10 protein-coding genes are annotated in these 16,530 nt (G+C 71.6%); 2 read left to right on the top strand and 8 right to left on the bottom strand.

What is annotated here, in order from left to right:
• Positions 1–135: 135 nt before the first annotated feature.
• Genes treZ through glgX form a run of 3 tightly spaced genes read right to left on the bottom strand, consistent with a single transcriptional unit; the run spans position 136 to position 6,282 of the window.
• Entirely contained in the window at positions 136–1,860 is a 1,725-nt protein-coding gene (gene treZ, locus QSK15_RS15315) for a malto-oligosyltrehalose trehalohydrolase (protein WP_285794860.1), read from the bottom strand.
• Positions 1,857–4,163: a malto-oligosyltrehalose synthase gene (gene treY, locus QSK15_RS15310; protein ID WP_285794859.1), complete on the bottom strand. Its 2,307-nt coding sequence runs from the start codon at positions 4,161–4,163 to the stop codon at positions 1,857–1,859. The genes treZ and treY overlap by 4 nt, the downstream gene beginning before the upstream one ends.
• Position 4,164: 1 nt before the next feature.
• Complete coding sequence (glgX, locus tag QSK15_RS15305; protein WP_285794858.1) at positions 4,165–6,282, bottom strand: glycogen debranching protein GlgX; 2,118 nt, start codon at positions 6,280–6,282, stop codon at positions 4,165–4,167.
• Between the two features lie 315 nt (positions 6,283–6,597).
• On the opposite strand from glgX, the gene QSK15_RS15300 reads away from it, so the two are divergent.
• Together QSK15_RS15300 and QSK15_RS15295 are read left to right on the top strand one after the other, a co-directional pair.
• Positions 6,598–8,037: a glycosyltransferase family 4 protein gene (locus QSK15_RS15300; protein ID WP_285794857.1), complete on the top strand. Its 1,440-nt coding sequence runs from the start codon at positions 6,598–6,600 to the stop codon at positions 8,035–8,037.
• Between the two features lie 295 nt (positions 8,038–8,332).
• Positions 8,333–8,977, top strand: coding sequence for a maleylpyruvate isomerase N-terminal domain-containing protein (locus tag QSK15_RS15295; protein WP_285794856.1), 645 nt, complete (start codon positions 8,333–8,335; stop codon positions 8,975–8,977).
• A 266-nt stretch (positions 8,978–9,243) separates the two neighbouring features.
• On the opposite strand, the gene QSK15_RS15290 is transcribed toward QSK15_RS15295, so the two are convergent.
• The 5 genes from QSK15_RS15290 to QSK15_RS15270 form a co-directional block, all read right to left on the bottom strand.
• On the bottom strand, positions 9,244–10,527 hold the full coding sequence (locus QSK15_RS15290; RefSeq protein ID WP_285794855.1) for a citrate synthase: 1,284 nt from the start codon (positions 10,525–10,527) through the stop codon (positions 9,244–9,246).
• Between the two features lie 254 nt (positions 10,528–10,781).
• Positions 10,782–12,821, bottom strand: a complete 2,040-nt coding sequence (locus QSK15_RS15285) for a sulfatase-like hydrolase/transferase (RefSeq protein ID WP_285794854.1) — start codon at positions 12,819–12,821, stop codon at positions 10,782–10,784.
• Entirely contained in the window at positions 12,814–14,247 is a 1,434-nt protein-coding gene (locus QSK15_RS15280) for a class I SAM-dependent methyltransferase (protein ID WP_285794853.1), read from the bottom strand. The genes QSK15_RS15285 and QSK15_RS15280 overlap by 8 nt, the downstream gene beginning before the upstream one ends.
• 17 nt (positions 14,248–14,264) lie before the next feature.
• Positions 14,265–14,414 (bottom strand): hypothetical protein, encoded by a 150-nt coding sequence (locus QSK15_RS15275; protein ID WP_165947858.1) that lies wholly within the window; start codon positions 14,412–14,414, stop codon positions 14,265–14,267.
• 230 nt (positions 14,415–14,644) lie between these two features.
• Entirely contained in the window at positions 14,645–16,486 is a 1,842-nt protein-coding gene (locus QSK15_RS15270; protein WP_285794852.1) for a glycoside hydrolase family 15 protein, read from the bottom strand.
• Between the last annotated feature and the right edge of the window lie 44 nt (positions 16,487–16,530).

Genomic DNA, 16,530 nt, shown 5'->3' with positions numbered 1-16,530 from the left:
GGGAGGCACCGCGGTCTTCCAAGCTACGTCGCTCGGGCAAGCTGAAACGGTCGCGCTGTCAGTTCGCGGTCGGCCGGCTACCGGTTCCAAAGTCCGGTACGGCACGCACACCCTTCACGAGATCCGACATCGACGTCACAACGCCACGATTGCCGCAGTCTCCGCTGGAAGCTCGATCCGGTCCCGCATCACGGTGACCCCCTCCCCCGTTGCCAGGAGCACCCGTCGAGCCACCCCAGGCAGCGACACCCCCTGCCCCCGCCCAGCGAAGTTCGCCACGACAAGCGTGTCCCCCCGCCGCATCACCAGGAACTGGTCCCCGTGCTGCACCGACACCTCATGCATCCGGGGATCCGACAGGTCCGAAGACGAGCGACGCAGGGCAATCAACCGCTGGTAGAACGACAGCATCGAGGCATGCTCAGGCTTGTCCAGCTCGGCCCAGTCCAACCGCGACCGTACGAACGTCTCCGGGTCCTGCGGGTCCGGCACGTCCCCCTCCGGCCACCCGTGCGAGGCGAACTCCCGCCGTCGCCCGGTCCGCACCGCAGAAGCCAACTCCGGCTCGGGGTGCGAGGTGAAGAACTGCCACGGCGTGGAAGCCGCCCACTCCTCCCCCATGAACAGCATCGGGGTGAACGGCGCGGTCAGCAGCAGCACAGCCCCAACCCGCAGCAGCGCAGGGGACAACGAGGCAGAGATCCGGTCCCCGGTAGCCCGGTTCCCGATCTGATCATGGTTCTGGAGGTAAGCCACGAGCCGATGACCAGGCACACGCGAGTCCAGAGGCCGCCCATGGTGTCGATTGCGGAAGCTCGACCAGGTCCCCGCGTGGAAGAAACCACCCGTCAGCACGTCAGACAGCGTCTCTAGGGAGCCGAAGTCGCCGTAGTACCCCTGCCGCTCCCCCGTCAGCACCGTGTGCAGCGCGTGGTGGGCGTCGTCGTTCCACTGGGCGTGCAACCCGAACCCGCCAGCCTCCCGGGGCGTGATCAGCCGCGGGTCGTTGAGGTCAGACTCGGCGATCAGCGACAGCGGCCGGCCCAGGTGCGTCGACAGAGCCTCGACCTCAATCGCCAGCTCTTCGAGCAGCGGCACCGCCCGCGTGTCCGGCAGCGCGTGCACGGCGTCCAACCGCAGCCCGTCGACGTGGTAGTCGCGCAGCCACATGAGGACGCTGTCGATGATGTAACGGCGTACCTCGTCGGAGTGCGGGCCGTCCAGGTTGACCGAGCGGCCCCAACTGTTGCTCTGCTCGGCGAGATAGGGCCCGAACTGCGGCGCGTAGGCCCCGGAGGGCCCGAAATGGTTGTAGACGACGTCGAGGATCACCCCCAGCCCGCGGGCGTGGGCGGCGTCGACGAACCGTTTCAGGCCGTCGGGGCCGCCGTAGGGTTCGTGCGGGGCGTACCAGCAGACGCCGTCGTACCCCCAGTTGTGTTCGCCGTTGAAGGCGTTGACCGGGAGCAGTTCGATCAGGTCGACGCCGAGGTTCACCAGGTGGTCGAGGCGGTCGATGGCCGCGTCGAAGGTGCCGTCCGGGGTGAAGGTGCCGATGTGCAGCTCGTAGAGGATGCTGCCGGGCAGTTGCCGGCCGGTCCACGAGCTGTCGGTCCACGCGAAGGCGGAATGGTCGTAGCGGCGGCTGGGCCCGTGCACTCCCGCAGGCTGCCACGGTGACCGGGGGTCGGGCAGTGGGGTTTCGTCGTCGTTCAGCAGAAAGGAGTAGTCGAGGCCGGCGTCGGGCACCTCGACCCGCCACCAGCCGTCGTCGGCGGCGCGCATCTCGTGGTCGGTGTCGCCGGTTAGGCGCAGCCGCACCCGGGTGGCGTCCGGTGCCCAGACGGAGAATTCGGTCATGAAACGGCCTCCTCGGCAGCGGTGGGAGGAGCCAGCAGAGCGACGGGGTAGTCGGCCAGGAGATTGTCCAGCGGCGTCTCCCCGCCACTGTAGACCCGGCCGGTGAACAGGTCCTTCATCTCGTGAACGGGAAGTGACAGGGCTGTGTCGCACCAGCCGCCGGCGCGGGCCAGGCCCAGCGGCAGCCGGGTGGCCACGGCGATCACGCCACCGCGGTCGAAGGCCAGCGCGTGCCGGCCCAGCGGCCCGTGCGCGGGCACCGGCCGGTAGGTGGTGAACAGCTCCGGGTGCGCCCGCCGCAACCGCAGGGTCCGCGACACGACGAGCAGCTTCGCCGCTCCGTCGGTGTCGATCGGGGGAAGCCAGCCGCCGTCGATGCGTGCCAGCAATTCTCGGCGTACGTCGAAGTCGACCGGGCGGCGGTTGTCCGGGTCGACGAGGGAGTTGTCCCACAGCTCGGTGCCCTGGTAGGTGTCCGGCACCCCGGGCATGGTGAGCTGGATGAGCTTCTGCCCGAGCGAGTTGCACCAGCCGGCCGGGGTGATGGCGGCGGCGAGTTCGGTCAGCTCGTCGTGCAGGCTCGGGTCGTCGTACATCAGGTCGACCAGCGCGTGCAGTGCCTGCTCGAAGGCCGGGTCCGGGTCCGCCCAGCTGGTCGAGGCCCCGGCCTCCCGGGCGGCCTTCTCGACGTACGCGTGCAGCCGTTCCCGTTCGATCGGCCACGCGCCGACGGCGGTCTGCCAGAGCAGGTGGGCGAACGCCGGGTCGGGCAGCGGCGCGTACTCCATCCAGGCCTTGACCTGCTCCGCCCAGCGGCCCGGCAGTTCGCTGAGTACGGCGAGTCGGGCGCGGACGTCCTCGCCGCGTTTGGTGTCGTGGGTGGAGAGGGTGGTCATGCTGGCCGGCCAGCGGACCTGTTGGGCGGCGGCGAAGCGGTGGAACTCCGCCGGTGGCACCCCGAAGCGGGTGGGGTTGTCGCCGACCTCGTTGAGCGCCACGAACCGGGTCCACCGGTAGAACGCGGTGTCCTCCACGCCCTTGGCCATGACCGCGCCGGTGAGCTGCGGGAACCGCAGGCCCAGCTCGTCGTCGGGGTCGCGCAGTCGGCGGGTGATCGCGTCCAGGGCACCGGCCAGGTCGGGGCGGCGGCGGCCGGCCTCGGAGCGGGCGGCGGCGAGGTGCCGGGCGCCGTGCGGCGGGTAGCCGCGGTAGACGTCGAACGCGGCGGCCAGCTCGGCGAGCGCCGCGCGGGCCTGCTCGGCGGGCACCTCGGGGGCGAGGGCGGCCAGCCGGGTCAGCTCGGCGGAGAGCAGTCGGGTGGCGGCGGCCAGTTTGGTGCTGTGGGTCAGGTCCTCCCAGGAGGTGCGCTGCCCGGTGAGTCGGTTGTCCAGCGCGGTGAAGTCGCCCTCGGCGTCGATGTCGATGAAGAGCCCACCGACCATGGCCAGGGCGTCGTAGCCGGTGGTGCCGTCCACCGGCCAGTCCGGCAGTTCCTCGCCGTACTCCAGGATCTTCTCGACCACGAGCCAGGCGTCCGGCGCGGCGGCCCGCAACCGGGCCAGGTAGCCGGCCGGGTCGCGCAGGCCGTCCGGGTGGTCGACGCGGATGCCGTCGACCTCTCCGGCGGCGGCCCAGCGCAGGATCAGCTCGTGGGTGGCGGCGAACACCGCCGGGTCCTCCACGCGCAGGCCCGCCAGGCCCGCGATGGCGAAGAACCGGCGGTACGTCAGCTCGGCGTCGCCGCGCCGCCAGGAGACCAGCTCGTAGTGCTGCCGGTCGTGCACCGCGCGGGCGTCGCCGTCGCCGGTGCCGTCGGCGACCGGGAAGCGGTGCTCGTGGTAGCGCAGCTCCCCGTCGACGAGCTTCAGGTCGTCCAGGGCGCCCGGGTCGTCGGCCAGCACCGGCAGCAGGAGCCGGCCCCGGTCCCAGTCGATGTCGAACCAGTCGGCGTACGACGAGTCGCGCCCCCGGCGCAGCACGTCCCACCAGGCGGGGTTGGCGGCCGGGACGGCCACCCCGGCGTGGTTGGGCACGATGTCGACGACCAGGCCGAGGTGCTTGTCGCGCAGCGCGCGCAACAGCCGCTGCCGGGCGGCCTCCCCGCCCAGCTCCGGGTTGACGGCCCGGTGGTCGACCACGTCGTAGCCGTGCTGGGAGCCGGGGGTGGCGGTCAGCAGCGGGGCGCTGTAGAGGTGGCTGACGCCCAGGTCGGCCAGGTAGTCGACGATCGCGGCGGTGGCGTCCAGGTCGAAACCGGGGCGGACCTGGACGCGGTAGGTGGCCTTGGGAGGGGTGGCCGGCATGTCAGATCATCCTCTCCAACACGACGAGGGAGCGGTCCGGCACCCGGATGGTGCCGCCCGCGCTGATCACCGTGGCGTCGTCCGGCTCGGGTTCGGCGGTGCTGATCACCCGCTCCCACTTCTGGCCGTACTCGCTGCCGGGCATGGTGAAGTCCAGCGGTGCGTCGTGGGCGTTGAAGCAGAGCAGGAACGACGCGTCGTGGTGCTTCTGGCCGTACTGGCCGCGCTCGCGGATGCCCGCACCGTTGACGAACAGCGCCACCGAGCGGCCGAAGTCGTTGCCCCAGTCCTCGCCGGTCATCTCCCGCCCGTCCGGGGTGTACCAGGCCAGGTCGGGCAGCGGCTCGTCGATGCCGCGCCCGCCCACCGGCAGTCCGGTGAAGAACCGGCGGCGGCGGAACACCTGGTGCCGTTTGCGGAACGCGGTGAGCGTGCGGACGAAGTCCAGTAGCTGCTCGTCGGCGTTGTCCCAGTCGATCCAGGCCAGCTCGCTGTCCTGGCAGTAGGCGTTGTTGTTGCCGTGCTGGGTGCGGCCCAGTTCGTCACCGTGGCCGATCATCGGCACGCCCTGCGACAGCATCAGGGTGGCCAGGAAGTTGCGCCGCTGCTTGGCCCGCAGCGCGAGCACCGCCTCGTCGTCGGTGTCGCCCTCGACCCCGCAGTTCCAGGACCGGTTGTGGCTCTCGCCGTCCCGGTTCTCCTCGCCGTTGGCCTCGTTGTGCTTGTCGTTGTACGACACCAGGTCGTTGAGGGTGAACCCGTCGTGCACGGTGACGAAGTTGATGCTGTGGAACGGGCGGCGGCCGTCGTCCTGGTAGAGGTCGGCGGAGCCGGAGATGCGCGACGCGAACTCGGCGAGGGTGGCCGGCTCACCGCGCCAGAAGTCCCGCACGGTGTCGCGGTATTTTCCGTTCCACTCCGTCCACAGCGGCGGGAAGTTGCCCACCTGGTAGCCGCCGGGGCCGACGTCCCACGGTTCGGCGATCAGCTTCACCCGGCTGACCACCGGGTCCTGCTGCACCACCTCGAAGAACGTGGACAGGCGGTCCACCTCGTAGAACTCGCGGGCCAGGGTGGCCGCCAGGTCGAACCGGAAGCCGTCGACGTGCATCTCGGTCACCCAGTACCGCAACGAATCCATGATCAGTTGAAGCGAGTGGGGGCTGCGCACGTTGAGGCTGTTGCCGGTGCCGGTGTAGTCGACGAAGTAGCGCCGGTCCTCCTCGCTGAGCCGGTAGTAGCTCGGCGCGTCCACGCCCTTGAAGCTCAACGTCGGGCCGAGGTGGTTGCCCTCGGCGGTGTGGTTGTAGACCACGTCGAGGATGACCTCGATGCCGGCCGCGTGCAGCGCCTTGACCATGCCCCGGAACTCCTGCACCTGCTGGCCGAGCCGGCCCAGCGCCGAGTAGCCGTGGTGCGGGGCGAAGAAGCCGATGGTGTTGTAGCCCCAGTAGTTGCGCAGCCCCAGATCGTTGAGCCGGTGGTCGTGCACGAACTGGTGCACCGGCATCAGCTCGATCGCCGTCACCCCGAGCCGGGTCAGATAGTCGATCATCGGTGGGGAGGCGATGCCGGCGTACGTGCCGCGCAGCTCCTCCGGGATGTCCGGGTGGCGCATGGTCAGCCCGCGTACGTGCGCCTCGTAGATCACCGAGTGGTGGTAAGGGGTGCGCGGCGGCTTGTCGTTGCCCCAGTCGAAGTACGGGTTGACCACCACCGACTTCGGCATGAACGGCGCGGAGTCGGTCTCGTTCATCCGCTCCGGCTCGTCCATGTCGTAGTCGTAGACCGCCGGGTCCCACGTCACGTCACCGTCGATGGCCTTGGCGTACGGGTCGATCAGCAGCTTGTTCGGGTTGCAGCGCAAGCCGTTCGCCGGGTCGTACGGGCCGTGCACCCGGTAGCCGTACCGCTGGCCCGGCTCGATGCCCGGCAGGTACGCGTGCCACACGTACGCGTCCACCTCGCGCAGCTCGACACGGCGCTCCGCGCCGGTGTCCCACTCGTCGAAGAGGCACAGCTCGATCCGCTCGGCCACCTCGGAGAAGATGGCGAAGTTGGTGCCCATCCCGTCGTAGGTGGCGCCCAGGGGATACCGCTCGCCCGGCCAGACCTGCATCCTGCTCCCTCAACCCATGGTGATGTGCGCACCGGCCGACCTGCCCCGCGCGCAGGCAGGTAGTGCCCCCTGCCCGTGCGCGCCAATCCATCCTTTCAGGCGGTGCCCGGAAACCACCTGTCTGATGCGACCTAAACCATCGGGTGTCCTCCGTCACGATGGCCCTTTTCGAGATGCGTTCTTGGGCCGGATGCCCTTTCCTTGTTCGGGGGCAAGCGTCCGCGCGCGCCCTCCAGGCCCTCGGCCACCCCTTACACCTCTCGCTCCGCCGCCACTGACGCCGGCGCATACCACCATGCATGGACGGAGATTGATGTGACGACCCTGCGGGTCGACGAGCAGCTCGCTGCCACCAAGGACCGGGCCCACCGGCCCACCCTCACCTCCCGGCCCCCCACGCAGCCCGGCCCGACCGCGCAGCCCGGCACGCCCGTGCCGGCGCGGTCCGGCTCCGGGGTGCCCCCGCAGACCCGTCGCATCCTCATGCTGTCCTGGGAGTACCCGCCGGTGCTCGTCGGCGGTCTCGGCCGACACGTGCACGCCCTGTCGGTGGCGTTGGCCGCCGCCGGCCACGAGGTCACCGTCGTCACCCGGCAGACCGAGGGCGCACCGCTGGAGGAATACGCCGAGGGCGTGCGCATCCTGCGCGCCCCCGAAGACCCGGTCACCTTCCCGCTCGCCACCGGCTCACTGCTGGCCTGGACGATGGCCTTCAACCACACCCTCACCCGCACCGCGCTGCGCGCCACCCAGGCCGGCAGCTACGACGTCATCCACGCCCACGACTGGCTCGTCGCCCACACCGCGATGACCCTGCGCGACCACCTGGACATCCCGCTGGTCAGCACGATCCACGCCACCGAGGCCGGTCGGCACCAGGGCTGGCTGCCGGAGGAGATGAACCGCACCATCCACGGCGTCGAGCACTGGCTCAGCAGCGAGTCCAACCGGGTGATCGTCTGCTCCGGGTACATGCGCGACGAGGTGAACGCGCTCTTCGGTGTACCGGCCGGGCGGGTCGACGTGGTCGCCAACGGCGTGGAGCCGCACCGCTGGCGGGTGCCCGCGAGCGCCGTGGCCGCCGCCCGCACCCGGTTCGCCGGGAACGGCCCGCTGGTCACCTTCGCCGGCCGCCTGGTGTACGAGAAGGGCGTGCAGCACCTGATCGCCGCGCTCCCCCGGCTGCGCGAACGGCACCCCGGGCTGCGTGCCGTGATCGCCGGCGACGGCCCGTACCGTGCCGAGTTGGAGGCCGAGGTGCACCGCCGCGGCCTGGGCGGCATGGTCAGCATGCCGGGCTTCCTCGGCGGCACCGACCTGCCGGCGCTGATGGCCGCGTCGGACTGCTTCGCCGTGCCCAGCATCTACGAGCCGTTCGGCATGGTCGCCCTGGAAGGCGCCGCGGCCGGTGCCCCGCTCGCCGTCGCCGCCACCGGTGGCCTCGCCGAGATCGTCGAACCGGGCGTCACCGGGATGACCTTCCGCCCGCACGACCCGGACAGCCTGACCGACGCCGTGCACGCCCTGCTGTCCGACGCCGACCGCACCCGTGCCATGGCCCGCCACGCCCGCCGGATGGTCCACGACCAGTACGGCTGGGCCGCGATCGCCCAGCACACCGCCGCCAGCTACGCCGCCGCCATCCAACACGACGCCGCGTTCACCGCCGAGCGCGCCGAGCAGCGGATGTCGCAGGGCCGTGCGCTTCCGGCGCTGCCCGAGGGCAACCTGCTCGCCGCCGCCGGCCTGCGCTGACGCTCCTGGCCGCTTGCGGTTGATCGACTCGGTTTCCTTGAAGTCGGGGTGTCCCAGTGCCGGGGACGCCCCGACTTCCTGAAAGCCGAGTCGATCACGCTGGCCGCGGCGGGTGTGGTGCCCGTCGGACCGGGCCGCGCGGGCTGGGCCCAGCGGGTGTGGTGCCCGTCGGACCGGGCGGGCCGGGCCGGTGTCCGGCGGGCCGGGCCGCGTCGCTCGGCGCGGCGGGTGTGGTGTCCGTCGCGGCGGGCCGCGTCGCTCGGCGCCTGTCGGCCGGTCCTGCCAGAATGTGCGGATGTTTCGCGCTGTCGACGCCCTGGATGCCGCCTTTCCGACCGCCGCCGCCATCGCACTGGACCTGATCCGACGCCCCGAGGTGACCGAGCGGTGGTCACACCCGAGCGCGCTGCCGCACCTGTCAGTGGGTGGCCTGGCGTGCCACCTGGGTCGTCAGGCGGTCCGCGCGGCCGAGTTGTTGCCGATGCCGACCGACCTGCCGACGTTGGATTCGGCAGACGACCACTACGGGCAGGCCTCCTGGGTCAGCGAGGGCACTCCGGACGAGAAGTCGGTCGCCGAGAGCAACGACGAGGCGGACGCGGCACGCGGGCCGGCCGACCTGCACGCCCGCTGCGCCCAGGCGGTGGAGGAGGTCGGCGACCTGCTCTCCCGGCGTGCCGCCGGTGAGGTCGTGCCCATCCCGTGGCAGGGCTGGTCGCTGCGGCGCGATGACTTTCTGCTCACCCGCCAGCTGGAGATCGTCGTGCACTCCGACGACCTCGCGGTGAGCGTCGGCGTCCCCACGCCGGAATTCCCGGCGGACGTCTTCGATCCCGTCCGGGACCTGCTGGTCCGACTGGCGGTGCGCCGCCGTGGTCAGTCGGCGCTGATCAGCGCCCTGAGCCGCAGCGAGCGGGCCCAGGACATCTCCGCCTTCTGACCCCGCCCGGTCGCCGACCACACACCCCGGTCCGCCCTGAGGGCGCCGCCCTCGGCCCGACCGCCCTGATGCCCGGGGCTGCCCCGGCATCACCCGTTCGTGATCGACTCGGCTTCCTGAAAGGCGGGGTGTCCCGGTCCGAGGGACACCGCGCCTTCACGGATCCCGAGTTGATCAAGGGCGATCGGGCCCGGCCAGAGCGGAAACGCGGCAGGCCGCCGACCCGTGGGCGGGTCGACGGCCTGCCGGTGCAGCGAAGAGGCGGATCAGCGCTCGCCGAAGGGGACGTAGTCCCGCTCGGCGGAGCCGACGTAGACCTGCCGCGGACGGCCGATCTTGGTCTCCGGGTCGTTGATCATCTCGCGCCACTGGGCGATCCAGCCGGGGAGCCGGCCGAGCGCGAAGAGCACCGTGAACATCTTGGTCGGGAAGCCCATGGCCTTGTAGATCAGGCCGGTGTAGAAGTCCACGTTCGGGTAGAGCCGACGGGAGACGAAGAAGTCGTCGGCGAGGGCGATCTCCTCCAGCTCCATGGCGATGTCCAGCAGCGGGTCGGGCTTGGCCATCCGGCCCAGCACGTCCTGCGCGGCCTTCTTGACGATCGCCGCCCGCGGGTCGTAGTTCTTGTAGACCCGGTGGCCGAAGCCCATCAGCTTGACGCCGTCCTCCTTGTCCTTGACCTTGCGGACGAAGGACCGGACGTCGTCGCCGCCGGCGTGGATCTGCTGGAGCATCTCCAGCACCGCCTGGTTGGCGCCGCCATGCAGCGGACCGAACAGCGCGTTCACGCCGGCCGAGACCGAGGCGAACAGGTTGGCGTTGCTGGAGCCGACCAGCCGGACGGTCGACGTGGAGCAGTTCTGCTCGTGGTCGGCGTGCAGGACGAACAGCATGTCCAGCACCTTCGACATCACCGGGTCGACCTCGTACGGCTCCGCCGGCACGCCGAACGTCATCCGCAGCAGGTTGTCCACGTACCCCAGCGAGTTGTCCGGGTACAGCAGCGGCTGACCGATGGACTTCTTGTACGCGTACGAGGCGATGGTGGGGACCTTGGCCATCAGCCGGACCGTGGAGATCTCCACGTGCTCGGAGTCGAACGGGTCCAGGCTGTCCTGGTAAAAGGTGGACAGGGCGCTCACCGCGGACGAGAGCACCGCCATCGGGTGGGCGTCCCGGGGGAAGCCGTCGAAGAAGCGACGCATCTCCTCGTGCAGCAGCGAGTGCCGCCGAATCCACTCGGTGAACTCGGTCAGCTGCTGCTCGGTCGGCAGCTCACCGTAGATGAGCAGGTAGGAGACCTCCAGGAAGGAGGACTTCTCGGCCAGCTGCTCGATCGGGTACCCCCGGTAACGCAGGATGCCCGCGTCGCCGTCGATGTAGGTGATCGCGGATGAGGCAGCGGCGGTGTTGACGAAACCGGGGTCGTACGTGGTCATCCCGGTTTCCTTCAGCAGCTTGCTCACCCCGATACCGGCGGGGCCCTCGACCGCAGGATGTACCGGCATCGACAGCTGCCCACCGGGGTGATCGAGCTTGACTTCCGTCATGTGGTTCCTCGCTTCGCCGGCAGATCTACGTTGAATTGCCTTCGCTTCTACCGTAATTGCGGCTCGGGGGACAACGCCCGCCGTGGTTCGGCGGTGAGGTATGCGTCACCCGATTCCCGACCAGGCGGCCGGGAAACCCGGCGTCCCGCCAGCCGGGACCAGACCCGACCGACCCGGAAAGCCAGGCCGGACCGGACCCGGACGCCGGACCGGACCGACTCCGGGAGCCAGGCGAGACCAACCCGGAAGCACAGTCAGGACAGGGTGAGGCGGCGTAGCGCACCGTCCGCCGCGACCTGGTAGACGTCGAGTGTGTTGGTGCCGGCGTGGAACAACGAGTCGTCGGCGAGCAGCGCGGCGAACCGGCGTCCGCCGGGGTCGGCCGGCACCACCGGGACGACCGCCCCGATGCGGCCGTTGACGGCGACCGCCAGCAGGGTGCCGTCCGGGATCCGGTCCGGGACGTCGCCCCAGACCAGCGCCGGGAGGGTGCCGGTGTCGGGGTCGGTGGCGGTGAACGCGGCCAGGTCGGCGACCCGGGCGCTACCGGCGGCCGGGCCGGCGCGGACCTCGGTGCCGACCAGAGGGTGCGGTGCCGGCAGGGGCGGCGGTGTGGGTACGCCGCCGGGGAAGGTGACCGGTTCGCCGGGGCGGTCGTAGAAGTGCTTCGTACCGTCGGTGCGGGGGGCCTGCCGGGCGGAGCGCCCGTCGACCCGCCAGGGCAACCGGATGCCGGCCTCGTCGGCCACTGTCGGCAGCAGGTCGACGTGTTCCCAGTTGCGGTCGTCGATCCGGCCGGTCTGCTGCCGGGGTTCCTTGACGAACGTCGGGACCCAGGCGACCTCGCCGGCGGCGGCCTTGATGGCGTCCATGCCGCGCCCCTGGGCGCCGGGGCGGAAGCTCACCCCGTGGTCGGCGGTCACCACGACGAGCGCCTGGTCGTAGAGGCCGCTGGCGCGCAGTGTCCGCAGTGTCTCGCCGATCAGCCGGTCGGTGTAGCCGAGCTGCGCGAGGTGCCGTTGCCGGGCCAGGTCGACCCAGCCGGCGCCGTCGTTGGGCAGGTCCTCGGGGGCGTCGTAGCGCGCGCCGGACGGCAGGTACGCCCACGGTGAGTGCGGCATCAGCAGGTGCAGGAAGTGCAGGGTGGGGCGGGTGGTCGGCTTCAGCCCGGCCAGGAAGCTGGTGAACCGGGCCGGTTGGTTGTCGTCCAGGCTGTCCCAGCGGAACTTCGGGTCGGCCGGTACCGGTTCGGCGGCGTCCAGACCGGCCTCGGCCCGGGTCTGCTCGCGGTAGGAGTCTTCCGGGTCGACGGCGCTCTCGGTGGGTCCGGCGACCCGGCCGAGCAGTTTGCCGGTCTCGCGGACCAGCACGCCCATCCCCTGCTCCGGGGTGACCGGCTGTTCGCACCTGCTGGGCGGGCAGAGCCGGGTGATGCTCTCCTCGGCCTTGATGTCGTAGAGGCCGCCGAAGGCGGTGAAGATGTTGTCCGGGTACTGCGAGTAGTGCGGGGCGACGGGCTTCGCCGGGTAGCGGCCGGTGAGCATCGCCGGCAGCGCGTTCGGTGTCCACCCGCTGACCCCTGTCGAGTTGCGGTACCAGGTGGAGGCGCCGGCCAGCTCGGCGAAGTGCGGGTACCGCCCGGCGTCGATCTTGCCGTCCGCGCCGAGCAGGCTGACCAGTGGCAGCTCGTCGAGGATCAGCATGACCACCGGCGGGTGGACGGCCGAGCCCTGCGCGGTGCCGGCCGCACCGCCGTCGCCGCGTGGCAGGACCACCGCCGAGGTCGGTGAGACGAGCAGGAAGAGCGCCACGAAGGCGACCGGACCGGCGGCGGCCAGTCGCAGCACCCGGCCCGGCGCCCGCCACCGCCGGTGCGCGAGCGCGCCGGCGGCCCCGGCCAGCACGGCCACCAGCAGCAGCGGTACGCCCCGAAGCGGCGTCACGTGCCGGCCCACCTGCACGGCGAGCGCGGCGACCAGCAGCCCGACCAGCCCGGTGTGGGTGACGGCGCGGGCGGTCCGGCCGGCGAGTCGGCTGAGCGCGCCGAGCAGCGCCACCGCGACGGTGGGGACCACCGTCACCAGGGCGACCAGCAGCAGGATCTCCGCCGGGTCGGCGCGGTGGAAGAGGAAGAAGTCAGGGCTGCGGCCGAGCACGTCCAGCAGGGGTTGGGTGACCACGAGACCGACCAGCGCGACGATCTCCAGCAGCCGACCCAGCTCCGCGCGCCAGCCCCGCTCCCACCGCCCGGCCGGCGGGGCGGGCGGGTCGACGGCTGCTGCCGGTTCAGCCACCCATCACCGTCCGGTAGAGGGTGCGGGTGCCCGAGGGCAGCTCCAGCCGGTCGGTGATCCGTCCCCGGGCGGCGAGCAGCGTCTCGAAGGTGTCGCGGCGGTAGTCCGGGAAGAGGCCGGCGGGCTTGTTGGCCAGCAGCCGGGTCGCCATCGGGTCCTCCGGGTGGACGAACTCCACCACCACCGCGCCGCCCGGCGCGGTCAGCCCGGCCAGCCAGTCGATGACCTCCGGCAGTGGCACGTTGCGCCCGATCGCCAGGTGGTGCACGACGGCCAGGGCGAGCACCACGTCGGCGGACGCCCGCTCGGCGAAGCCGGCCCGCTCGACGCCGCGCCAGCCGCCACCCGGCGAGGGGTCGGCCAGGTCCAGCACCAGCGGCAGGATGCGGCGCTGCCCCTCGGAGCGCAGCTTGCGGTACAGCTCGTCGACAACGGCCGGGTCCTGCTCGACGGCGACGACGTAGTCGGCGTGCCCGGCCGCCAAGCGGGAGTACCGGCCGTCGTTGGCGCCGAGGTCGAGCACCAGGCGGGGGCGGGTGCCGGCGGCCGCCACCGAGGCGGCCACGAACTGCTCCTTCGCCACCCGGTCACGGGCCGAGTAACCGCAGGTGCGCTGGTAGTCCGACCAGTGGGTGCCGGCCGGGCGGTGCTCCAGCTTGCGGACCAGTTTCTCGATGCCGCGTACGGTGGCGTGCAGCAACTCCCGGGAGAAGCCGGCAGCCCGCAGTTGGTCACGGACCTCGGTGGTGCTGGCGGCGGCGTTGCGGTGCTGCATGGCCCCGTGCAGGTGCAGGTGGGTCAGCACGCCGGGGCGCAACCGGCGGGCGCCGGTGAACAGGGGCCGCAGCTCGTCGGCCTCGATGCCGTCGACCCGGGCGCGCAGCCACGGTTGGAAGTCGACGCCCAGGTGGGCGGTGAGCATCAGCGGGTAGAGCACGGTCTGGCAGAACTGCCGGTAGCCGGCCCACGGTTCGCCGTCGCGGACCGGTTCGAACGAGCCGATGTCGATGAAGACCGGTTCGGCGCCGCGCCACTGGAGGTTGTACGCGGAGCCGTCCTTGGTGGTGAAACCCTCGCCGAGCGCGGCGTTGAGGATCTCCAGGTGCAGCAGGGCGGCGTCGCGCAGCATGCTGAACGACCACTCGTACGGGTGGGAGACGAACGGGATGCGCTCGTGCCGCAGCACGGCGGCCCACGGTGTTCCGGTCGCGTCGGGCACCAGGGTGGGCGGGGCGTCCTCGGTGGCGCAGACCTTGCGCGCGGCGACGAGCGCCGGAAAGAACGTGCTGCCGGTCAGCGCCCGCCAGTGCTGCGCGGCCTGGGGGTCCAGCCCTCGCAGCACCTCGTCGCCGACGTGGAAGACCCGGTTGGCCGGGTCGCGGAAGGAGGCCGGCTCGGGCCGTACCCCGGTGGGTGAGATCGCCATGGTCGGGGCTGGCCTGCTCAGCGCTGGTCGGTGGGTTGCCGGCGGAACCGGTCGACAAGCCGTCGCCAGTAGAGCTTCGCGGCGACTGCGGCACCGGCCACCCCACCTACGACCGCCTGCACGATCAGGCTGCCGGACCCCGCGTCCAGGTAGGCCAGATGTTCCACGGATCGCTCCTTGCCCTCGCCGTCTCGACACCGGCATCCCGGTCATCACCAATGAGGCTTTTAACCCGGAAAGCCGGACTTGTCCATCACCGTACGCTGGTCCCCGTCGCCGTCGCGGGCACATCGGCGTACTCCCAGCCCCGACACAGAAAGCGGCAGCGACGGCGGAGCACGCCGCTACGCGGCGGACGTGCGCTGGGTCCTCACCGAGACGCGGAACGGCTGACCGGTCAGCCGTCGGCCGTTCCCGGTCGCACCGTCCGTTGCGCCCACGCGTGCAGCGCGTCGCGGTCGCCGGCACCGTCGAGGTTCAGCGCCGCCTCGATCAACGCCAGGTGGGTGAAGGCCTGCGGGTAGTTGCCCAACGCGGTGCCGTCGGCGTCGAGCTGCTCGGCGTACAGGCCGAGCGGCCCGGCGTACCCGCACAACTGGTCGAACAGCTCGGCGGCCTGCTCGCGTCGCCCCGCCAGCGCCAGCGCCGAGACCAGCTCGAAGCAGCAGAGCAGGAACGCGCCCTCCTGCCCGGGCAACCCGTCGTCGGCCGTGTACCGGCGGATGAGCGCCGGGGCGACGGCCAGATCCCGCCGGATGCGATCGATGGTCGACAGCACCCGCGGGTCGTCACCGGCGAGGAACCCGACCAGGGGCATCCGCAACAACGACGCGTCGAGTTCGGTCGAGTCGTACGCCAGCACGAAGCTGCCGATGCCGCTGTCGAACCCCCGCTCGACGACCTCGGCGTGGATGGCGTCACGCTCCCCGCACCACCGCTCGACGGGTGCGTCGTGGTCGCCGACCAGGTCGGCGAGGCGGACGCCCCGGTCGAGGCAGACCCAGGCCATCATCTTCGAGTTGACGTAGTGCCGCAGCGGCCCGCGGATCTCCCAGATGCCGTGGTCCGGCTCCCGCCACCGGGTGGCCATGGTGTCCACGTGCCGGCGCAGCACCTGCCACTGCTCAGTGGTCAACTCGCCGGTGAGCTGCTGGTACGACAGCGTGGCGTCGAGCACGTGCCCGTACGTGTCGAACTGCAGCTGCTGGGCGGCCTCGTTGCCGATGCGCACCGGCCGTGAGTCGGCGTACCCGTCGAGGTGCTCAAGCACCGCCTCCTCGCGGGTCACCCCGTGGATCCCGACGAGGGGGGTGAGGACCTCGCCGGCGCAATCGCACATGGTGAGCAGGAAGTGCAGGTAACGACGGCCCTCCTCGGCGTGACCCAGCCGGAACAGCGCGAGCAGTAGCAGCGCGGCGTCGCGGTGCCAGGTGAAGCGGTAGTCCCAGTTGCGCACCCCACCGATCTCCTCGGGCAGCGAGGCGGTCGGCGCGGCGAGCAACGCCCCGGTCTCGTCGAACGACAGGCCCCGCAGGACGGCCGCGCTGTGCCGCACCTGAGCGCTGCCCCGCCCGGTGTAGTCGGTACGGTCCGACCACTCCCGCCAGGTCCGGCAGGTCCGCGCCAACAGCTCGGCCGGGTCGACCTCGTCGATGCGGCCGGGGCCGTAGCCGAGCAGCACGTCGATCGTCTGCCCCGCGCGCAGCACCGCCTCGGCGCGCAGCGTCGCGCCGTCGACCCGGAACGGCAGCGCGGAACGCAGCCGCAGCCCCGCCTCGGCGGCCACCCACTGGCCGTGGTCCCAACGCCAGTCCACCGGGCGGGACCCGTACCCGGGGCGGGGCGTCACCTCGACCCGCACCCGCACCGACCCGGCGCCCACGTGCAGACGGCGCACCAGCAGCATGTCCGCGCGGAACGGTTGTGCGTCGTCGCCGGTCCGGACGGCGAGGAAATCCTGACCGGTCGCGGTCCCACCGGCGGCCCGGTACGCGCTCTCCAGCACCAGCGTGCCGGGCAGATACCGGCGGACCGGCGCGGTGTCAGCGGCGACGGACAACGTGAACGCGCCACCGACGCGACGGTCCAGCAGCCGGGCGAAGACCGCGTCGCCCTCGAAGTGCGGCACACAGAACCAGTCGACAGCGCCGTCCGCACCGATCAGCGCCCCGGTGTGGGTGTCGGAGAGGAACGCGTACGAGTCGATCGGCGGCGTGCTCGCGGAGCCGAAGGCCGGCACGCGACTGCCTACCCGGCGGTTCGGCGCGGAAACGCGACTACCGG

Origin of the sequence: Micromonospora sp. NBRC 107095, from assembly GCF_030269705.1 — a bacterium.
Lineage (GTDB): Bacteria > Actinomycetota > Actinomycetes > Mycobacteriales > Micromonosporaceae > Micromonospora > Micromonospora parva.
The sequence above is the reverse complement of the archived record's forward strand: the minus strand, read 5'-3'. Positions and strand labels throughout refer to the sequence as shown.